Raw genomic sequence first — 13260 nt, 5'->3', positions numbered from 1 at the left:
ACCGCCATGATATGCCGCCCCTCAGGGCATCACCAACTTTCGCGCGTTTCTCCTTGTCGACACGAGAAGACAGACACATAAAATGTCGGAAGATGCGCTCACAATACAAATTGTATCGATGCTTACCATGCTTAGCATCCCGGCAGCTCATGATACAGAAAATGGTGGCCATTGTGACATCCTCATAAAGTCCAAACACCGGTTTAAGTGGATCGGGGAAGCAAAGCTCTACACCAGCTACGTCAAGCTGCATAATGGCTTCTTGCAGCTCTCAACTAGGTACGGCGTCGCCCAAGAGGGGGCCGATCGAGGCGAAATTATTATTTACCATACGAAAGAGAACTCAAAGCAAACTCTGATCAATTGGAAGAACCACTTAGTTGAACATAAGCTGGCGGAGCTCATCGAGGGCGCGGATTTTTCAGATTCGGGTCAGCTTTCGTTCAGAACACGGCATGCCTGTGTATCAACGGGCTGCAACTTCTTCGTACGCCATCGAATTGTTCCGCTTTATTTTGAACCAAAAAAATAGACATTGATAAAACCGTTCTGCTGCAACATTGCGTGTCAATCACTGCAAGTTTGCGTGGCGAGCCACACACACAGCGAGCCACAGTTGTCCACAGAAGAATTTACAGATTTCCCTTTACAGGGTTTCGTTCCTCAAACACTATATCTAGTAAGGGGTTTGTTGGGGGGACGCTGGTTCTTGCCAAACACTCAGCTTCTTGTAGTCGGTCCATCAATTGTGGGCAGGCCAGCAGGTAGTATAAAAACGAGGCGGAGCATGTCACTTTCAGAAGACTATCTTGCAGAGGATGTCCATCCGATCGACATCGTTGAAACACTGGCCGAACACCACGCTTGGGAGTTTGACCGGGTTACCGATGATCAGATTGCAATGGCTGTTGAGGGGCAGTGGCGTACCTACTCTTTGACGCTGGCATGGTCGGCGCAGGATGAAACGCTTCGGCTGATCTGCACGTTTGAAATGGAGCCGCCTGAGGGCCGAATATCGGCGCTGTATGATGTGCTGAATCGGTGCAATGATATGGTTTGGACCGGCGCGTTCACCTGGTGGGGCGACCAGAAGCTGATGGTCTGGCGCTATGGGCTTTGTCTTGCTGGTGGACAGATTGCGGGGCCAGAGCAAATTGACCGATTGATTTCCAGTGCCGTGATGGCAGCCGAGCGGTTTTACCCTGCGTTTCAACTGGTTACCTGGGCGGATCATACGCCAGAGGCCGCGATGAAAGTAGCGATTGCCGAGGCCTACGGACGAGCATGAACGCGGGAATACTCGCACCCAGGCCGGGCAAGTGCGGATCTTTATCGAGCCCGACACGTGTTTTGATGGCCGCTGCAAAAGGCGTGTAAGTGAAATCCACTTCAAACTGACTGACGAGGAACGCGACGAAAACGCCCCGTGAACATCGAAAAGGGCGGCGATACAGATATCATCATCCATACCAACACGTTGAAAGAAGGATGCGATGTCTCAAACGTGTTCACCATCGCGCCCCCGGCCTCGGACATCCTGACCGGGCAGACCCCGGGCCGTGGCCTATGGCTACCCAATCCGCCCTCCCTCGATCCTTGAATAGCTTGCCAAGGGCCAGTTCCCCCATAGGAAAGCCTTTCGCCAAGGCAGAGATAAGGGCTGCCAGACGGCGGGCCTGTTACAGCCCGGCCAAACAGCCCGGCCAAACAGGTCGTAAGGTTCCGATGGTGATCGGTCTTTGAACCCGTGGCCCGCTCGGCAAGGGCGGGCCCGCAGCGTTAGCGTGCCGTATAGCCACCATCGACCAAGTGATACGATCCGGTGATAAAGCTGGCACGATCCGACAGCAAAAACACGATCAGCGCTGCGACCTCTTCGGGCGTGCCAAGCCGGTTCAGGGCGTGCTCACGCTCAAGCTGCTTCAGCGTTGCGGCGTCCAGCGCGTTGCTGACCAGTGGGGTCAGAATAAACCCCGGCCCTACGGAATTGACCCGCACGCCCGTCGCTGCATGTTCAAGCGCCGCATTTTTTGTCGCGCCCAAGACGCCATGCTTGGCGCTGACATAGGGCGAGGCGCCCGCAAAGCCGACCGAACCAAGGATCGAGGCCACATTGACCACCGCGCCGCCACCCGCCTTTTCAATCTCGGGGATAGCAAATCGCATGCCATAGAAAACACCGGAGAGGTTGATGTCGATCACCTTTTGCCACGCCTCGACATCATAGCTGCCGGTCGGCGCCGAGGGGCCACCGATGCCAGCATTATTGACAATCCCGTGCAACGCACCGGTTTTTTCAACCGCAAATGCCACCATGGCCTCAACCTCAGCGGCCTTCGCCACATCCACGGTACAGGCATGGGCTTTGCCACCCTTGCCCAAAATGCTTTTGACAATGCTATCGGCATTGGCCCGGTCAAGGTCCGCGACGATCACGGTGGCACCGCTCGTTGCAAGCTCCTCGGCGGTCGCGGCCCCAATCCCCGATCCCCCACCTGTCACAATGATCGTTTTGCCGTCAAACCGCAGATCCATGGCTTCTCTCCTTTGAAAACACTGATGCCTCAACCTTTATATGGGGATGCGCGGCGTGGTTTGCATCACTGGCATCGACATTTTTGCAAGATGGGTGGGCGGCAAAAGCCCTTTGGAATGGCATCACCCCTGCCCCTTGATCAGAAGCATCAGGTGCACCTCGAAACCTGCGCGCTGCCCTGTGCGGGGGGATTTCAGGATCAACGGGCTTGCAATCGGGCCTGCTATAGCGGCGACAATGGCAAGGGCGGCAGGGATCACGACAAGCAGCAGCAGCGCGAGGCCGAACTGGATATTGCGTGCAACCTGTTGGCGGTGGCTCAGGTGATCTGCAAGGCGCTCTCGGTATAAAGCCTGTGGGTTGCGATCTGATTAACCCTGTCTGATCATAGGGCGAAAATGCCTCCGCCTCTGCTGCGTGGGATTGCAGCAGCATCCGGCCTTGGCCGTTGAGCTTTTCCACAAAGAAATCCCAGCCGTGCCCATCGGGTATGTCCTCGACGGGGTGAAATTCGAAACAGGCATCCAGCGGTCGCAAAACTTCGCGCAATAGCGGCGCCGAGCCCCTGCGTGCCACCGGTGATGATGGCGATCTTATCTTTGAGGCTGTTTCACTGCGCACCCTCCGAAGATACAACCTCATACCCTGCTGCCGCCATGACGCGGAGCAACTCCCGATGGCCTTTTTGCGCCATTGCAAGCGGGGGTGCGGCCTTGGGGTCTTGTTCCGCTTCAACGACGAACCAGCCCTCATAGCCATAGCCCGCCAGCGCCTTCACGATGACTTCGAAATCCAGACTGCCATCGCCGGGCACGGTGAACGCGCCTTTGACGACTGCATCCAGAAAGCTCTCTTTGGTCCGGTCAAGCGCATTGATCACCTGCATGCGCACGTCCTTGGTATGGACATGGCTGATACGGTCGTGATGGGTGTCGATTACCCGCAAAACGTCACCGCCGGCAAAAGCCATATGGCCCGCATCGAACAACAGCGGCACGGATGAATGTTGCATGAAAAGATCAAGCTCAGCCTCCGTTTCGATCACGGCGGCCATGTGGTGATGATAGCTGATCGGCATCCCCTCTTTCGCGCACCAGTCGGCAAAGTCCGACATCTTGCGCCCGTAGGCTGCGACCTCGGCCTCGTCGAGTTTGGGTTTCGTTGCCAGAGGTGCGGATTTCACCCCCTGGATCGACCGCGCCGTTTCGCCGTAGACGATACAAGGCGCGCCTGCCGCTTTGAAAAATGCCAGTTGTTCGGCGATGCGATCTTTCTCGACCTCAATATCACCGTCGAGCAACAGCCCCGAGAACCAGCCCCCGCACACTGACATGCCGTAAGTGTCGAGAACTGGGCCAAGCTGATCCATGTTCATCGGAAAGCGGCGCCCCGTTTCCATGCCGGTAAAGCCCGCCACCGAAGCCTGCCGAAGACATTCTTCTAGGCTGACGTCGTCGGACAGTTCTTCGAGGTCGTCGTTCCACCATGCAATTGGTGCAATACCAAGTTTAGCTTTCATAATTACACTCCAACACGCTGGTTAATACGGATCGCATCCTGTGATTTGCGGGCTGCACGCACCGATTCAAAATTTGAGATTTCGGGCACACCCACATCCCAATCCGCATCCCCCGGCACCCAAGCCCAGGCATCGGATACGATCGAAAGCACGGGCGGGCCGTCATTGCCCTGTGCCCATTTCATCGCATCTTCAAAATCGGCGAGGCTCTCTGCCTGACGCGCTTTTGCCCCCATTGCTTCGGCATGTTTTACAAAATCAACATGCAACGGGTTGTCTTTATTACGGACACGGCAATCTGTCAGCATATTGTTGAAGCCCGGCACGCCTTTGAATTGCTGAAGACGGTTGATGACCGCATACCCGCCATTATCGCAGACCACGACAATCATCTTGTGACCCGTCAAAGCCGCAAAATAAATGTCGGAATTCATCATCATATAGGTGCCGTCCCCCAGCATAACGATAGGGGTACCGCCAAGACCGCCGGGGCCGCTTTGCGCCATGGATGCCCCCCACCCTGCCGCAATTTCATCGCCCATAGAGCTGAAACCGAACTCACAGTCAAACGTGTTGGGATGCTTGACGCGCCACCCTTTTGTGATCGCGCCGGGCATAGGGGCGCAGCCGATCAATCGGCCACGTCTCAATCTCGCTTGGCGCGAAGGCCAGGTCCATGGGGCGGTTCTCAATTGGCGAAGGGTGGGCATGCCGATGCGCGCGGGCAACTTGGCCAGCGACAGGATCGAGCGCCGCGATGTCAGGAAAACGAAAACGCCCGCGAGGGGATACCTGCGGGCGTAATTCTTCGATGATCAATCGGTAGGTCAAGGGGGCTAGAAATATCAATCCACTTTGTGTTGCGGAATCAAAGTGTTATGAGATGTCCGAAAGCTTATGGCGCAGAGTTGCCTTCCTTTGCTGGCCAAGGGCGAGGGTGGCTTCCGAAAGAAATCCACCTTGCCCGCGCGGTATACCGGGTAAGTCACTGATAATGAGACATAATGCCGAGATGATCCGTGGGGTGGCTTCCCCGGTGAAAAAGCCACGCGCTAGCGAAATGCCGCGCTGCGCCCCGGTATAGGAATAGGACGCGGGAGGAACCACGCCGGAGCGCGGTTTCGGCCCAAAGCCGACTCCCACTCTCGGTTGCGTGCGGCATTGCAGATTCTGCGTTGCGTCTTTTCGCGCGTTTTACAGCTTGGCGGGGTATCCATCGAAAGTCGGTGCAAAGCCACCCGTTGTCGGTTGTCGGCCCTCATAGCTAAATGTGCGGTTTAGTGATGGAAAACAAACCCTGCCTTACCCCGCCAACTGTTTATCCAAGCGCATAGCCAGCGCCGCGCACGGTACGGATCGGGTCGCTATCGCCAAATCGCGTCAGAGCTTTGCGCAGGCGACCGATATGAACATCGACCGTGCGCGAATCCACGAAGATATCGCGCCCCCAGACAAGATCGAGCAGTTGATCACGGCTGAAAACGCGGCCCGGCCGCTCCATCAGCCTGGTCAGAAGTCGAAACTCTGTCGGCCCCAACTTCAGTTCACGATTGTCGCGACTGACTCGATGGCTTTCTGGATCAAGGATGATATTTTCGAATGTCAGCCCAACCCCTGCGACTGCCGAACGGGTGCGCCGCAATTGGGTGCGGACGCGCGCCATAAGCTCATTAACAGAATATGGTTTTGTCATATAATCATCCGCACCGGTTTCCAGGCCACGCACGGTATCGACCTCCTCGGATCGCGCCGAGAGCATGATGACCGGAATGCGCCTTGTTTCGTCGCGGGTCTTGAGTTGGCGACAGATTTCAATTCCGCTTATGAGCGGAATCATCCAATCCAGGATCACCAGATCGGGCAGCGCCTCGGCGACCATCATCATGGCCTCTTCGCCGTTCTCGGCACAGCACACGGCGAAACCCGCCGCTTCGAGATTATAGGTCAGGACCGCACGCTGGGCAGGTTCATCCTCAACGAGCAGGACCCGCGCTTGCTCTGGTGGCATTTCGTCAGACTCCTGATGTTGTGGATGTTGTATCGGCTTTCGGGCGCGCCTCGTTCGGTTGCTTTCCTGTCGCCAGATAGATGACTTGTTCTGCGATAGAGGTCACATGATCCCCCATGCGTTCGGTGTTCTTGGAAATGAAATGCAGGTGCAGGCAGGCGGTAATGTTGCGCGGGTCTTCCATCATGAAGGTCAGTAATTCCCGAAACAGCGCGTTGTACATCTGATCCACATCGACATCGCGTACGATCACGTCTGCGGCCAGCGCCGCATCACGGTGGATATAGGCATCCAGCGCATCTTTTAGCATCGCCTCAACCGCTCGCGTCATGCGGCGAAGAGTACCGATGCTGTCACTGATTGGCGCGACCTGCGAAAGCACTTCGGTTCGCTTGGCCATATTTTTGGCATAGTCCCCAATCCTTTCAAGATTGCCGCTGATCTTGATCACACTCAGGATCAGGCGCAGATCAATCGCAGTCGGGGCGCGCAACGCAATGATGCGGGCGGCGCCCTCGTTGATCGTCTCTTCAAGGTGGTCGATTGCTACGTCGGCGGCGCGGACCTTTTGCGCCAGTTCTTCATCGCGGGTTTCAAGGGATTTCATGCCAAGGCGGATGGCGTCTTCGACCAGTCCACCCATCTTCATGATTTGTGTCTGAACCCCCTCCAGATCGGTATCGAAAGCCGAAGATATATGCTCATTTGTCATGGCTCATCCAATCCTGCCAGTGATATAGCTTTCGGTTCTTGGGTCTTGCGGGGCGGTGAATATCTGATCGGTATCACCGTATTCCACCAGACTGCCAAGATGAAAAAACGCCGTTTTCTGGCTGATCCTCGCCGCTTGTTGCATCGAGTGGGTAACGATCACGACGCAATAACTCTGTCGTAAGCTGGCGATCAACTCTTCGATTTGCGCGGTGGCGATCGGGTCCAGCGCAGAACAAGGTTCGTCCATCAGCAGAACCTCGGGTGCGGTGGCAATCGCCCGCGCGATGCACAGCCGTTGCTGTTGCCCCCCCGAAAGACCGGTGCCGGGACTGTTGAGACGGTCTTTGACCTCATTCCACAGCGCGGCTTTCATCAGCGCATTTTCGACAATATCCCCCAGTTCAGATTTATTGCGCGCCAGACCGTGAATTTTCGGGCCGTAAGCGACATTGTCAAAGATTGACTTCGGAAACGGGTTTGGCTTTTGAAATACCATACCGACCTTGGCACGAAGCTGCACCGGATCTACATTCCGGTCATAGATATCTTCATTATCAATGCGGATATCCCCTGTTACCTTGCAGATTTCAATCGTGTCATTCATCCGGTTCAAGCAACGCAAAAACGTGGATTTACCGCATCCAGACGGCCCGATAAAAGCAGTCACCGTATTGGGGGCGATGTCCACCGATACGCAGTTGATGGCAACGCTGTCGCCGTAGCGAACCTGCACATTCTTTGCCGATATTTTCTGCCGCGTCAGTGTGTTGATGTTTTCGGTCACATTGGTGTCTTTCATGATTTTGTCTGTCTTTACCAGCGGCGCTCAAAGCGGCGGCGCAGCAACACGGCCACCGTGTTCATCACCGCCAGAAACACCAATAAGGTGATGATCGCCCCTGAGGCGCGCTCAGAAAATCCGGGGTCGGCGCGCTGGGTCCAATTGAAGATCTGCACTGGCAGCGCCGTGGCGGCCTCGCCAAATAGCCCAGCAGTATCGCTGTAAGCCGCCGGATAGTCGCGCACGAAGGCAACCATGCCGATCAGCAAAAGCGGCGCGGTTTCCCCCAAGGCTTGGGCAAGGCCGATGATCGTGCCGGTCAATATACCTGGGGCGGCCAGCGGCAGGACGTGATGAAAGACCGCCTGCATCTTGCTGGCCCCGACCCCAAGTGCCGCATCGCGGATTGAGGGCGGCACAGCTTTGAGCGCCGCACGGGTCGAGATGATGATGGTCGGCAAGGTCATCAACGTCAACACCAGCCCCCCAACCAGCGGCGAGGATTGCCGCATCCCGGCAAAATTGATAAAGATCGCCAGCCCGAGGATGCCAAAGACAATTGACGGCACGGCGGCCAGATTGCTGATATTCACTTCAATCAGGTCGGATACCCGGTTCTTTGGCGCAAGCTCCTCCAGATAAATCGAGGTGGCTACCCCGATTGGCAGCGCCAGCACCAACACCACCAGCATCATGTAAAGTGACCCGAGGATGGCGACGCCCAGACCGGCCGCCTCGGGGCGTTGGTCGCTGGCGTCAGGGGCGGTCAGGAACTCCCGATTGAACCGCGTTATGATCACACCGGCATCGGCAAGTTTCTGGGCGAGTTGCAGCGCCTCTGGTGAAGTGTTGCCGTCCAGCGCAGCGCTTTCCATGGTAACCCGGCCCTTGAAATACCCGTCGATCCGCCCGTCGGCCAGAATCTCCATAGTCACATTGCCGCCGATCAGATCGGGGTTCGCCAACACATGGTCGCGCAAGGTTGCTGTCGCCTCCTTGCTCATCAACCCGGCGATATCCTTGTCCGGCAATTCAGAGGTGATTTGTAGCTTTGCCAATTTTCCCAACAATGCGTCACGCAGTAGCGGCGCATAGCCGAAGGTCGAAACTTTAGCCATTGCAACGGGGTCGCGCCTGCCGGACTTGTCCAGAGTTGCCTCAGGCAGGGGGATTTCCAGCGTGATATAGGTTTGACGAAACGCGCCGAGGCCGTTGGACACAACCGAAGTCAGCAAAAGCACCAGCGCCATAGTGGCAACGCCGATCGCGGCCAGACCATAGGCGCGAAACCGTGCTTCGGCCGAATTTCGCCGCCTCGTGCGATAGTCTTGGTCCAGCAGCGAGGTTGTGGAAGTGATCATTCGTATTGCTCCTGATATTTTCGCACGATCATCATCGCAATCACGTTCAGTCCCAGCGTAAAGGTGAACAGTGTGAGCCCGAGGGCGAATGCCACCAGCGTTTCCGGGCTGGCAAAATCGGTGTCACCGGTCAGTTGGCTGACGATCTTGACGGTGATGGTTGTCATCGCCTCGAACGGGTTCAGTGACAGGCGCGCAGCGGCGCCCGCACCCAGCACGACGATCATCGTTTCGCCAATCGCGCGGCTTGCGGCCAGCAGAACGGCACCCATGATGCCGGGCAGTGCGGCCGGAAGCACCACTTGGCGGATGGTTTCGGACCGGGTCGCGCCAAGCGCATAAGACCCGTCGCGCATCGCCTGCGGCACAGCATTGATGGCATCGTCCGATAGTGACGAAACGAAAGGGATCAGCATGATCCCCATGACAAGCCCTGCCGTCATGACCGAAGATGCGCTGTCGCCCAAACCAAGCGGCTGCGAAAAATAATCTCGCAGCAGGGGGCCGATGGTAATCAGCGCGAAGAGCCCGTAAACAATCGTCGGAATACCCGCGAGGACTTCAATCAGCGGCTTGGCGACACTGCGCATGCGGGGGCCGGCATACTCAGACAGATAGATCGCGGCGAACAGTCCCACCGGCACGGCGAATAAAAGCGCGATGAAGCTGATGTAGAAAGTGCCCCAAAGCAGCGGCAGGATGCCAAGTGCGCTGTTACCACGAAAGTTCGGGGCCCAGTCCGTGGAAAAGAAGAAATCGCGCCAATCATATTGCTGAAAGAAATGCATCGCCTCGACCACCATCGACAACACAATACCGATGGTGGTCAGTATTGCGACGGTTGCGGCCGCGATCAGCAGGGATTTGATCCAGCATTCGGATGCCCGCTGCGCCCGAAAACGGCGCGAAGACCGCAAGATTGCGCCGATACACCCGATTGCGGCTATGGCAAGCACCACCCAAAAGGCAGACCCGGCAGACAGGGTTTCGATGCCCTGTTGCTGCCCAAGCAACCGGACAAGCAATAGAATGACAAAGCTGGCAAATGCAGGAACAAGAACGCTGAAAAAGGCGTTCATCCCATGTGCCTTCGGCAGTGCCGCTAATTTGCCGATATCATCGCGCGCAGCGACGCGGGCACGCAGCCTTGCGCCAGTGAACCCGAAGATCGCAAGGCCGATCACCAGCACCGGCAGTGAAACGATGGCATCAAAAACCCACATCAAGGCAACTTTCCCGTAGAAGAACGCGGGGCGTGCAGCATGCCCGCCCCGCATAATCTGCTTTACATAGCGCCCAAAAGCACATGATTGGCCACTGCACCCTGCGTCGTGCCGAGATCGGGGTCAGAGACCAGCCCATATTCGGCCAGCGGTCCATTCGGCCCCGCGATTTCATCGCTTACAAAAAAATCGGCGAACGCTTGCAAGCCCGGAATTTTGCCCAGATGCGCCGCCTTGATGTAGAAAAAGAGCGGGCGTGACACCGGATAATCTCCGGCTGCGATGCTCTCAGTGTTCGGGACGACACCGGACATGGTCGCGACCTGCAACCTGTCAGTGTTATTCTCATAGAATGACAGGCCAAAGACGCCGATACCATTGGAGTCCGCTTCGATCCGGGCCAGTGTTTCAGTGTAATCGCCGTCGATATCAACCGAAAGGCCGTCCGTGCGCACTGCCATGCAGGTCGCCTCGGCAGCTTTTTCGTCAGCACCGTTGATCTTCAGGATCGCATCCATCGCACCGCTGTCCTTGCAGCCCTGAAGCAGCACCTTTTCCTCGAACACCTCCCGCGTGCCATGCTTGGTGCCGGGGATAAACGCCTGAATCTGCTGATTGGGAAGATTGGCGTTGAGCGTGTTCCAATTGGTATTTGGGTTCGCAACCATGGCCCCATCTGTGGGCAGTTCAGCGGCCAGCGCCAAATACCAGTCAACGGGTGTAAAGGCAAAGCTGTTGCCATTGATGTCGCTGGCAAAGACGATCCCATCGTAGCCAATGCGCACTTCGACAATATCCGTCACGCCGTTTTCGGCGCAGACTTTGATTTCAGAGGGTTTGATGGCGCGGCTGGCATTCGCGATGTCGATGGTATTGTCACCGATCCCCGCGCAGAACCGCTTGAGCCCTGCCGATGACCCGCCCGATTCAACAACCGGCGTCGGAAAATCGAAATTTTCACCAAAGGCTTCGGCAACGATAGCAGAATAGGGAAGCACTGTGGACGATCCTGCAACCTGCACATTGTCGCGGGCGGCTGCCGCCGTGGCCGATAAGGCCGCGATGGCCAGCGTCGATGCAGTAAGGTTAACGAGTGACATGAAGACTCCTGTCCGATCCGATCAAAGACCACCCCTTGGTGATCCTGACGCGCTTATGGGCGCGGCTTGCTTCGGTTTTGCGACAGGTATGTTGCAGTTTTATGACAATTGAGGTTTTGACCGGATTTTTGCCTGCAAATCATGCACTCTTGCTATCGGGCGGCAAAACGACGGTGAATTGTGACCCCTGCCCCGGCTGGCTGGCAATCTTCAGCCGCCCCCGGTGACGATTGAGGATATGTTTCACAATCGCCAAGCCCAAGCCTGTACCGCCCAGTTCGCGGTTGCGGTGATTGTCTGCACGATAGAACCGTTCGGTCAGGCGCGGCAGATGAATGGGATCAATACCCGGTCCATGATCGGCAATCATGATTTCTATCGCAGGGCCACGCAGAACGGGATCATGCGCGGTTCTAAGGGCGCTGATCTCGACAGATTGATCCGCGCCGCCGTATTTGATCGCGTTTTCCACAAGATTGGTAAAGACTTGCAACAACTGATCGGCAACGCCAATGACATACAGCGGCACCTGTCCCGGATCGCATCGCAAGGCCACAGCATTCTCCCGCGCCAACGGCTCAAGATTGCTCAATGTTGTTTGCAAAACGTTCCGCAGGTCGAGCCGCGTTGTGGGGCGAACGCGTTCATCTGCCTCAACCCGGCTCAACGACAGCAAGCCCCCCACAAGCCGGTTCATACGTTCCGCCTCACCCGCCATGATACCCAAAAACCGATCCCGAACTTTGGCGTCGTCTCGGGCAGAACTGCGCAGGGTCTCAATGAAACCCATGAGCGCTGTCAGTGGGGTGCGCAATTCATGGCTGACATTGGCGACAAAATCGCGACGCATTTGTTCGGCACGGGCCAAATCGGTCGCGTTTTGAAAGCTGACAAGCAACAGACCCGTTTGCGCAATTGCCCGTAGCGACACGTCATATGACGTGTCGCTGCCGTTTTCGACAGTTTGATAGGATACGCTACGCGGAGCCCGATCCTGTAGGCTTTGTTCGATTGCCTTTACCAGCTTTGGCTGGCGCAGCGAGGTCGTGAAGTGCCGCCCCACAACGCTTTTACCCAGCAGCATATCGGCCGCGTCGTTCAGGGACAGAACGTGTTCTGTAGGTCCGATGATCAGTGTAGGCAATGGAAAGGCTGCAATCAGATCTTGGATCGTCGCGGGGTTACCCAAGTCATGGTTGGTCATGGCTGTTTCTCAAAGTTGCTTCACTTGGTAGTGAACTAGCCGATCTTTGACTTAAGCAACAGGACAGAGCTGGTTGAATAGCCCCGAGTTTCCTAGACACCTTGCAGCTTCAGTTTTTGCTGCTGTTCGAAGTCAATCGGTGACAGCATGCCATTCCTAACGTGTTTGCGCTGTGGGTTGTAGAAAAACTCGATGTAGTCGAACACGTCCTGACGGGCTTCAGCGCGCGTTTTATACTTTCTGCGTCGGATGCGTTCGCGTTTGAGCAGGTTGAAGAAGCTTTCTGCCACTGCATTATCCCAACAGTTCCCGCGACGGCTCATGCTTTGCGTCAGATTGTGCTGTTCGAGGAACTCTTGCCACTCGTAACTGGTGAATTGTGAGCCTTGGTCGGAATGCACCTGAACTTTGGTCTTTGGTTTGCGCCGCCAGACAGCCATCAGCAGGGCTTGCAGCGGCAGATCGGTATATGTGCGGCCTTGCATGGACCACCCAACAACGCGCCGGGAAAACAGATCGATGACAACTGCGAGATAAAGGAAGCCCTCGTGGGTGCGGATGTAGGTGATATCTGTGACCCAGAACTGGTCCGGAGCGTCGACATCAAACTCTCGGTTCAAGGTGTTGTCGGCCACGACCGCAGGGCTGCCGCCATAAGAGCCGGGCTTCTTTTTGTAACCAATCTGGGCCCTTATCCCTGCTAGACGCGCCAAACGCCAAGCCCTGTTGGGGCTGATGTCTTCGCCCATGTCGCACAGATCATCGTGCAACTTGCGGTACCCATAGACCTCTCCGCTGTCATCCCAAGCCTGCT

At 56.4% G+C, this 13260-nt stretch carries 15 protein-coding genes; 4 read left to right on the top strand and 11 right to left on the bottom strand.

Annotation, left to right across the window (positions count from 1 at the left end; translation table 11 throughout):
- The first annotated feature begins 82 nt into the window (after nucleotides 1-82).
- The 3 genes from ACM62R_RS12035 to ACM62R_RS12025 all read left to right on the top strand — a co-directional run bounded on the left by ACM62R_RS12035 (nucleotide 83) and on the right by ACM62R_RS12025 (nucleotide 1600).
- The gene (locus ACM62R_RS12035; RefSeq protein WP_415184294.1) at nucleotides 83-532 is read left to right on the top strand and encodes a hypothetical protein; all 450 of its coding nucleotides are present in this window, start codon (nucleotides 83-85) and stop codon (nucleotides 530-532) included.
- A gap of 255 nt (nucleotides 533-787) precedes the next feature.
- The gene (locus tag ACM62R_RS12030; protein ID WP_323006574.1) at nucleotides 788-1288 is read left to right on the top strand and encodes a YbjN domain-containing protein; all 501 of its coding nucleotides are present in this window, start codon (nucleotides 788-790) and stop codon (nucleotides 1286-1288) included.
- Nucleotides 1289-1426: 138 nt separating this feature from the next.
- Nucleotides 1427-1600, top strand: a complete 174-nt coding sequence (locus tag ACM62R_RS12025; protein ID WP_323006573.1) for a hypothetical protein — start codon at nucleotides 1427-1429, stop codon at nucleotides 1598-1600.
- A gap of 179 nt (nucleotides 1601-1779) precedes the next feature.
- On the opposite strand, the gene ACM62R_RS12020 is transcribed toward ACM62R_RS12025, so the two are convergent.
- Entirely contained in the window at nucleotides 1780-2535 is a 756-nt protein-coding gene (locus tag ACM62R_RS12020; RefSeq protein ID WP_323006572.1) for an SDR family NAD(P)-dependent oxidoreductase, read from the bottom strand.
- A 117-nt stretch (nucleotides 2536-2652) separates the two neighbouring features.
- Between ACM62R_RS12020 and ACM62R_RS12015 the strand changes: the two genes are divergently transcribed.
- The gene (locus ACM62R_RS12015; RefSeq protein WP_323006571.1) at nucleotides 2653-2886 is read left to right on the top strand and encodes a hypothetical protein; all 234 of its coding nucleotides are present in this window, start codon (nucleotides 2653-2655) and stop codon (nucleotides 2884-2886) included.
- A 260-nt stretch (nucleotides 2887-3146) separates the two neighbouring features.
- On the opposite strand, the gene iolE is transcribed toward ACM62R_RS12015, so the two are convergent.
- The 10 genes from iolE to ACM62R_RS11965 form a co-directional block, all read right to left on the bottom strand.
- Nucleotides 3147-4055, bottom strand: a complete 909-nt coding sequence (iolE, locus tag ACM62R_RS12010) for a myo-inosose-2 dehydratase (protein WP_415184293.1) — start codon at nucleotides 4053-4055, stop codon at nucleotides 3147-3149.
- A gap of 2 nt (nucleotides 4056-4057) precedes the next feature.
- Complete coding sequence (locus ACM62R_RS12005) at nucleotides 4058-4672, bottom strand: thiamine pyrophosphate-dependent enzyme (protein ID WP_415184292.1); 615 nt, start codon at nucleotides 4670-4672, stop codon at nucleotides 4058-4060.
- A 701-nt stretch (nucleotides 4673-5373) separates the two neighbouring features.
- Nucleotides 5374-6063 (bottom strand): phosphate regulon transcriptional regulator PhoB, encoded by a 690-nt coding sequence (gene phoB / locus ACM62R_RS12000; protein WP_323006568.1) that lies wholly within the window; start codon nucleotides 6061-6063, stop codon nucleotides 5374-5376.
- A gap of 4 nt (nucleotides 6064-6067) precedes the next feature.
- Nucleotides 6068-6775 (bottom strand): phosphate signaling complex protein PhoU, encoded by a 708-nt coding sequence (gene phoU, locus ACM62R_RS11995; RefSeq protein WP_415184291.1) that lies wholly within the window; start codon nucleotides 6773-6775, stop codon nucleotides 6068-6070.
- A gap of 3 nt (nucleotides 6776-6778) precedes the next feature.
- Entirely contained in the window at nucleotides 6779-7576 is a 798-nt protein-coding gene (pstB, locus tag ACM62R_RS11990) for a phosphate ABC transporter ATP-binding protein PstB (protein ID WP_323006566.1), read from the bottom strand.
- Nucleotides 7577-7590: 14 nt separating this feature from the next.
- Nucleotides 7591-8919, bottom strand: coding sequence for a phosphate ABC transporter permease PstA (gene pstA, locus ACM62R_RS11985; RefSeq protein WP_415184290.1), 1329 nt, complete (start codon nucleotides 8917-8919; stop codon nucleotides 7591-7593).
- Nucleotides 8916-10142: a phosphate ABC transporter permease subunit PstC gene (gene pstC, locus ACM62R_RS11980; RefSeq protein ID WP_323006564.1), complete on the bottom strand. Its 1227-nt coding sequence runs from the start codon at nucleotides 10140-10142 to the stop codon at nucleotides 8916-8918. Before pstC ends, pstA begins: the two co-directional genes overlap by 4 nt.
- A gap of 62 nt (nucleotides 10143-10204) precedes the next feature.
- Nucleotides 10205-11242 carry a substrate-binding domain-containing protein gene (locus ACM62R_RS11975; protein WP_323006563.1) on the bottom strand — a complete coding sequence of 346 codons (1038 nt, stop codon included), beginning with the start codon at nucleotides 11240-11242 and terminating at the stop codon, nucleotides 10205-10207.
- Nucleotides 11243-11381: 139 nt separating this feature from the next.
- On the bottom strand, nucleotides 11382-12446 hold the full coding sequence (locus ACM62R_RS11970; protein ID WP_415184289.1) for a sensor histidine kinase: 1065 nt from the start codon (nucleotides 12444-12446) through the stop codon (nucleotides 11382-11384).
- Between the two features lie 92 nt (nucleotides 12447-12538).
- On the bottom strand, nucleotides 12539-13260 hold a 722-nt coding region (locus tag ACM62R_RS11965), incomplete at its 5' end, for an IS3 family transposase (RefSeq protein WP_415184288.1).

The organism is Phaeovulum sp., assembly GCF_047638075.1.
Classification (GTDB): Bacteria; Pseudomonadota; Alphaproteobacteria; order Rhodobacterales; family Rhodobacteraceae; genus UBA6197.
This window is presented reverse-complemented; position numbering and strand designations above follow the sequence as displayed.

Coding starts and splice junctions, on each gene's coding strand:
- ACM62R_RS12030 (WP_323006574.1), top strand. CDS start 788: ATGTCACTTTCAGAAGACTATCTTGCAGAGGATGTCCATCCGATCGAC.
- iolE (WP_415184293.1), bottom strand. CDS start 4,055: ATGAAAGCTAAACTTGGTATTGCACCAATTGCATGGTGGAACGACGAC.
- ACM62R_RS11975 (WP_323006563.1), bottom strand. CDS start 11,242: ATGTCACTCGTTAACCTTACTGCATCGACGCTGGCCATCGCGGCCTTA.
- pstB (WP_323006566.1), bottom strand. CDS start 7,576: ATGAAAGACACCAATGTGACCGAAAACATCAACACACTGACGCGGCAG.
- pstA (WP_415184290.1), bottom strand. CDS start 8,919: ATGATCACTTCCACAACCTCGCTGCTGGACCAAGACTATCGCACGAGG.
- phoU (WP_415184291.1), bottom strand. CDS start 6,775: ATGACAAATGAGCATATATCTTCGGCTTTCGATACCGATCTGGAGGGG.
- ACM62R_RS12035 (WP_415184294.1), top strand. CDS start 83: ATGTCGGAAGATGCGCTCACAATACAAATTGTATCGATGCTTACCATG.
- pstC (WP_323006564.1), bottom strand. CDS start 10,142: ATGTGGGTTTTTGATGCCATCGTTTCACTGCCGGTGCTGGTGATCGGC.
- ACM62R_RS12015 (WP_323006571.1), top strand. CDS start 2,653: ATGGCATCACCCCTGCCCCTTGATCAGAAGCATCAGGTGCACCTCGAA.
- ACM62R_RS11970 (WP_415184289.1), bottom strand. CDS start 12,446: ATGACCAACCATGACTTGGGTAACCCCGCGACGATCCAAGATCTGATT.
- ACM62R_RS12020 (WP_323006572.1), bottom strand. CDS start 2,535: ATGGATCTGCGGTTTGACGGCAAAACGATCATTGTGACAGGTGGGGGA.
- ACM62R_RS12005 (WP_415184292.1), bottom strand. CDS start 4,672: ATGCCCGGCGCGATCACAAAAGGGTGGCGCGTCAAGCATCCCAACACG.
- phoB (WP_323006568.1), bottom strand. CDS start 6,063: ATGCCACCAGAGCAAGCGCGGGTCCTGCTCGTTGAGGATGAACCTGCC.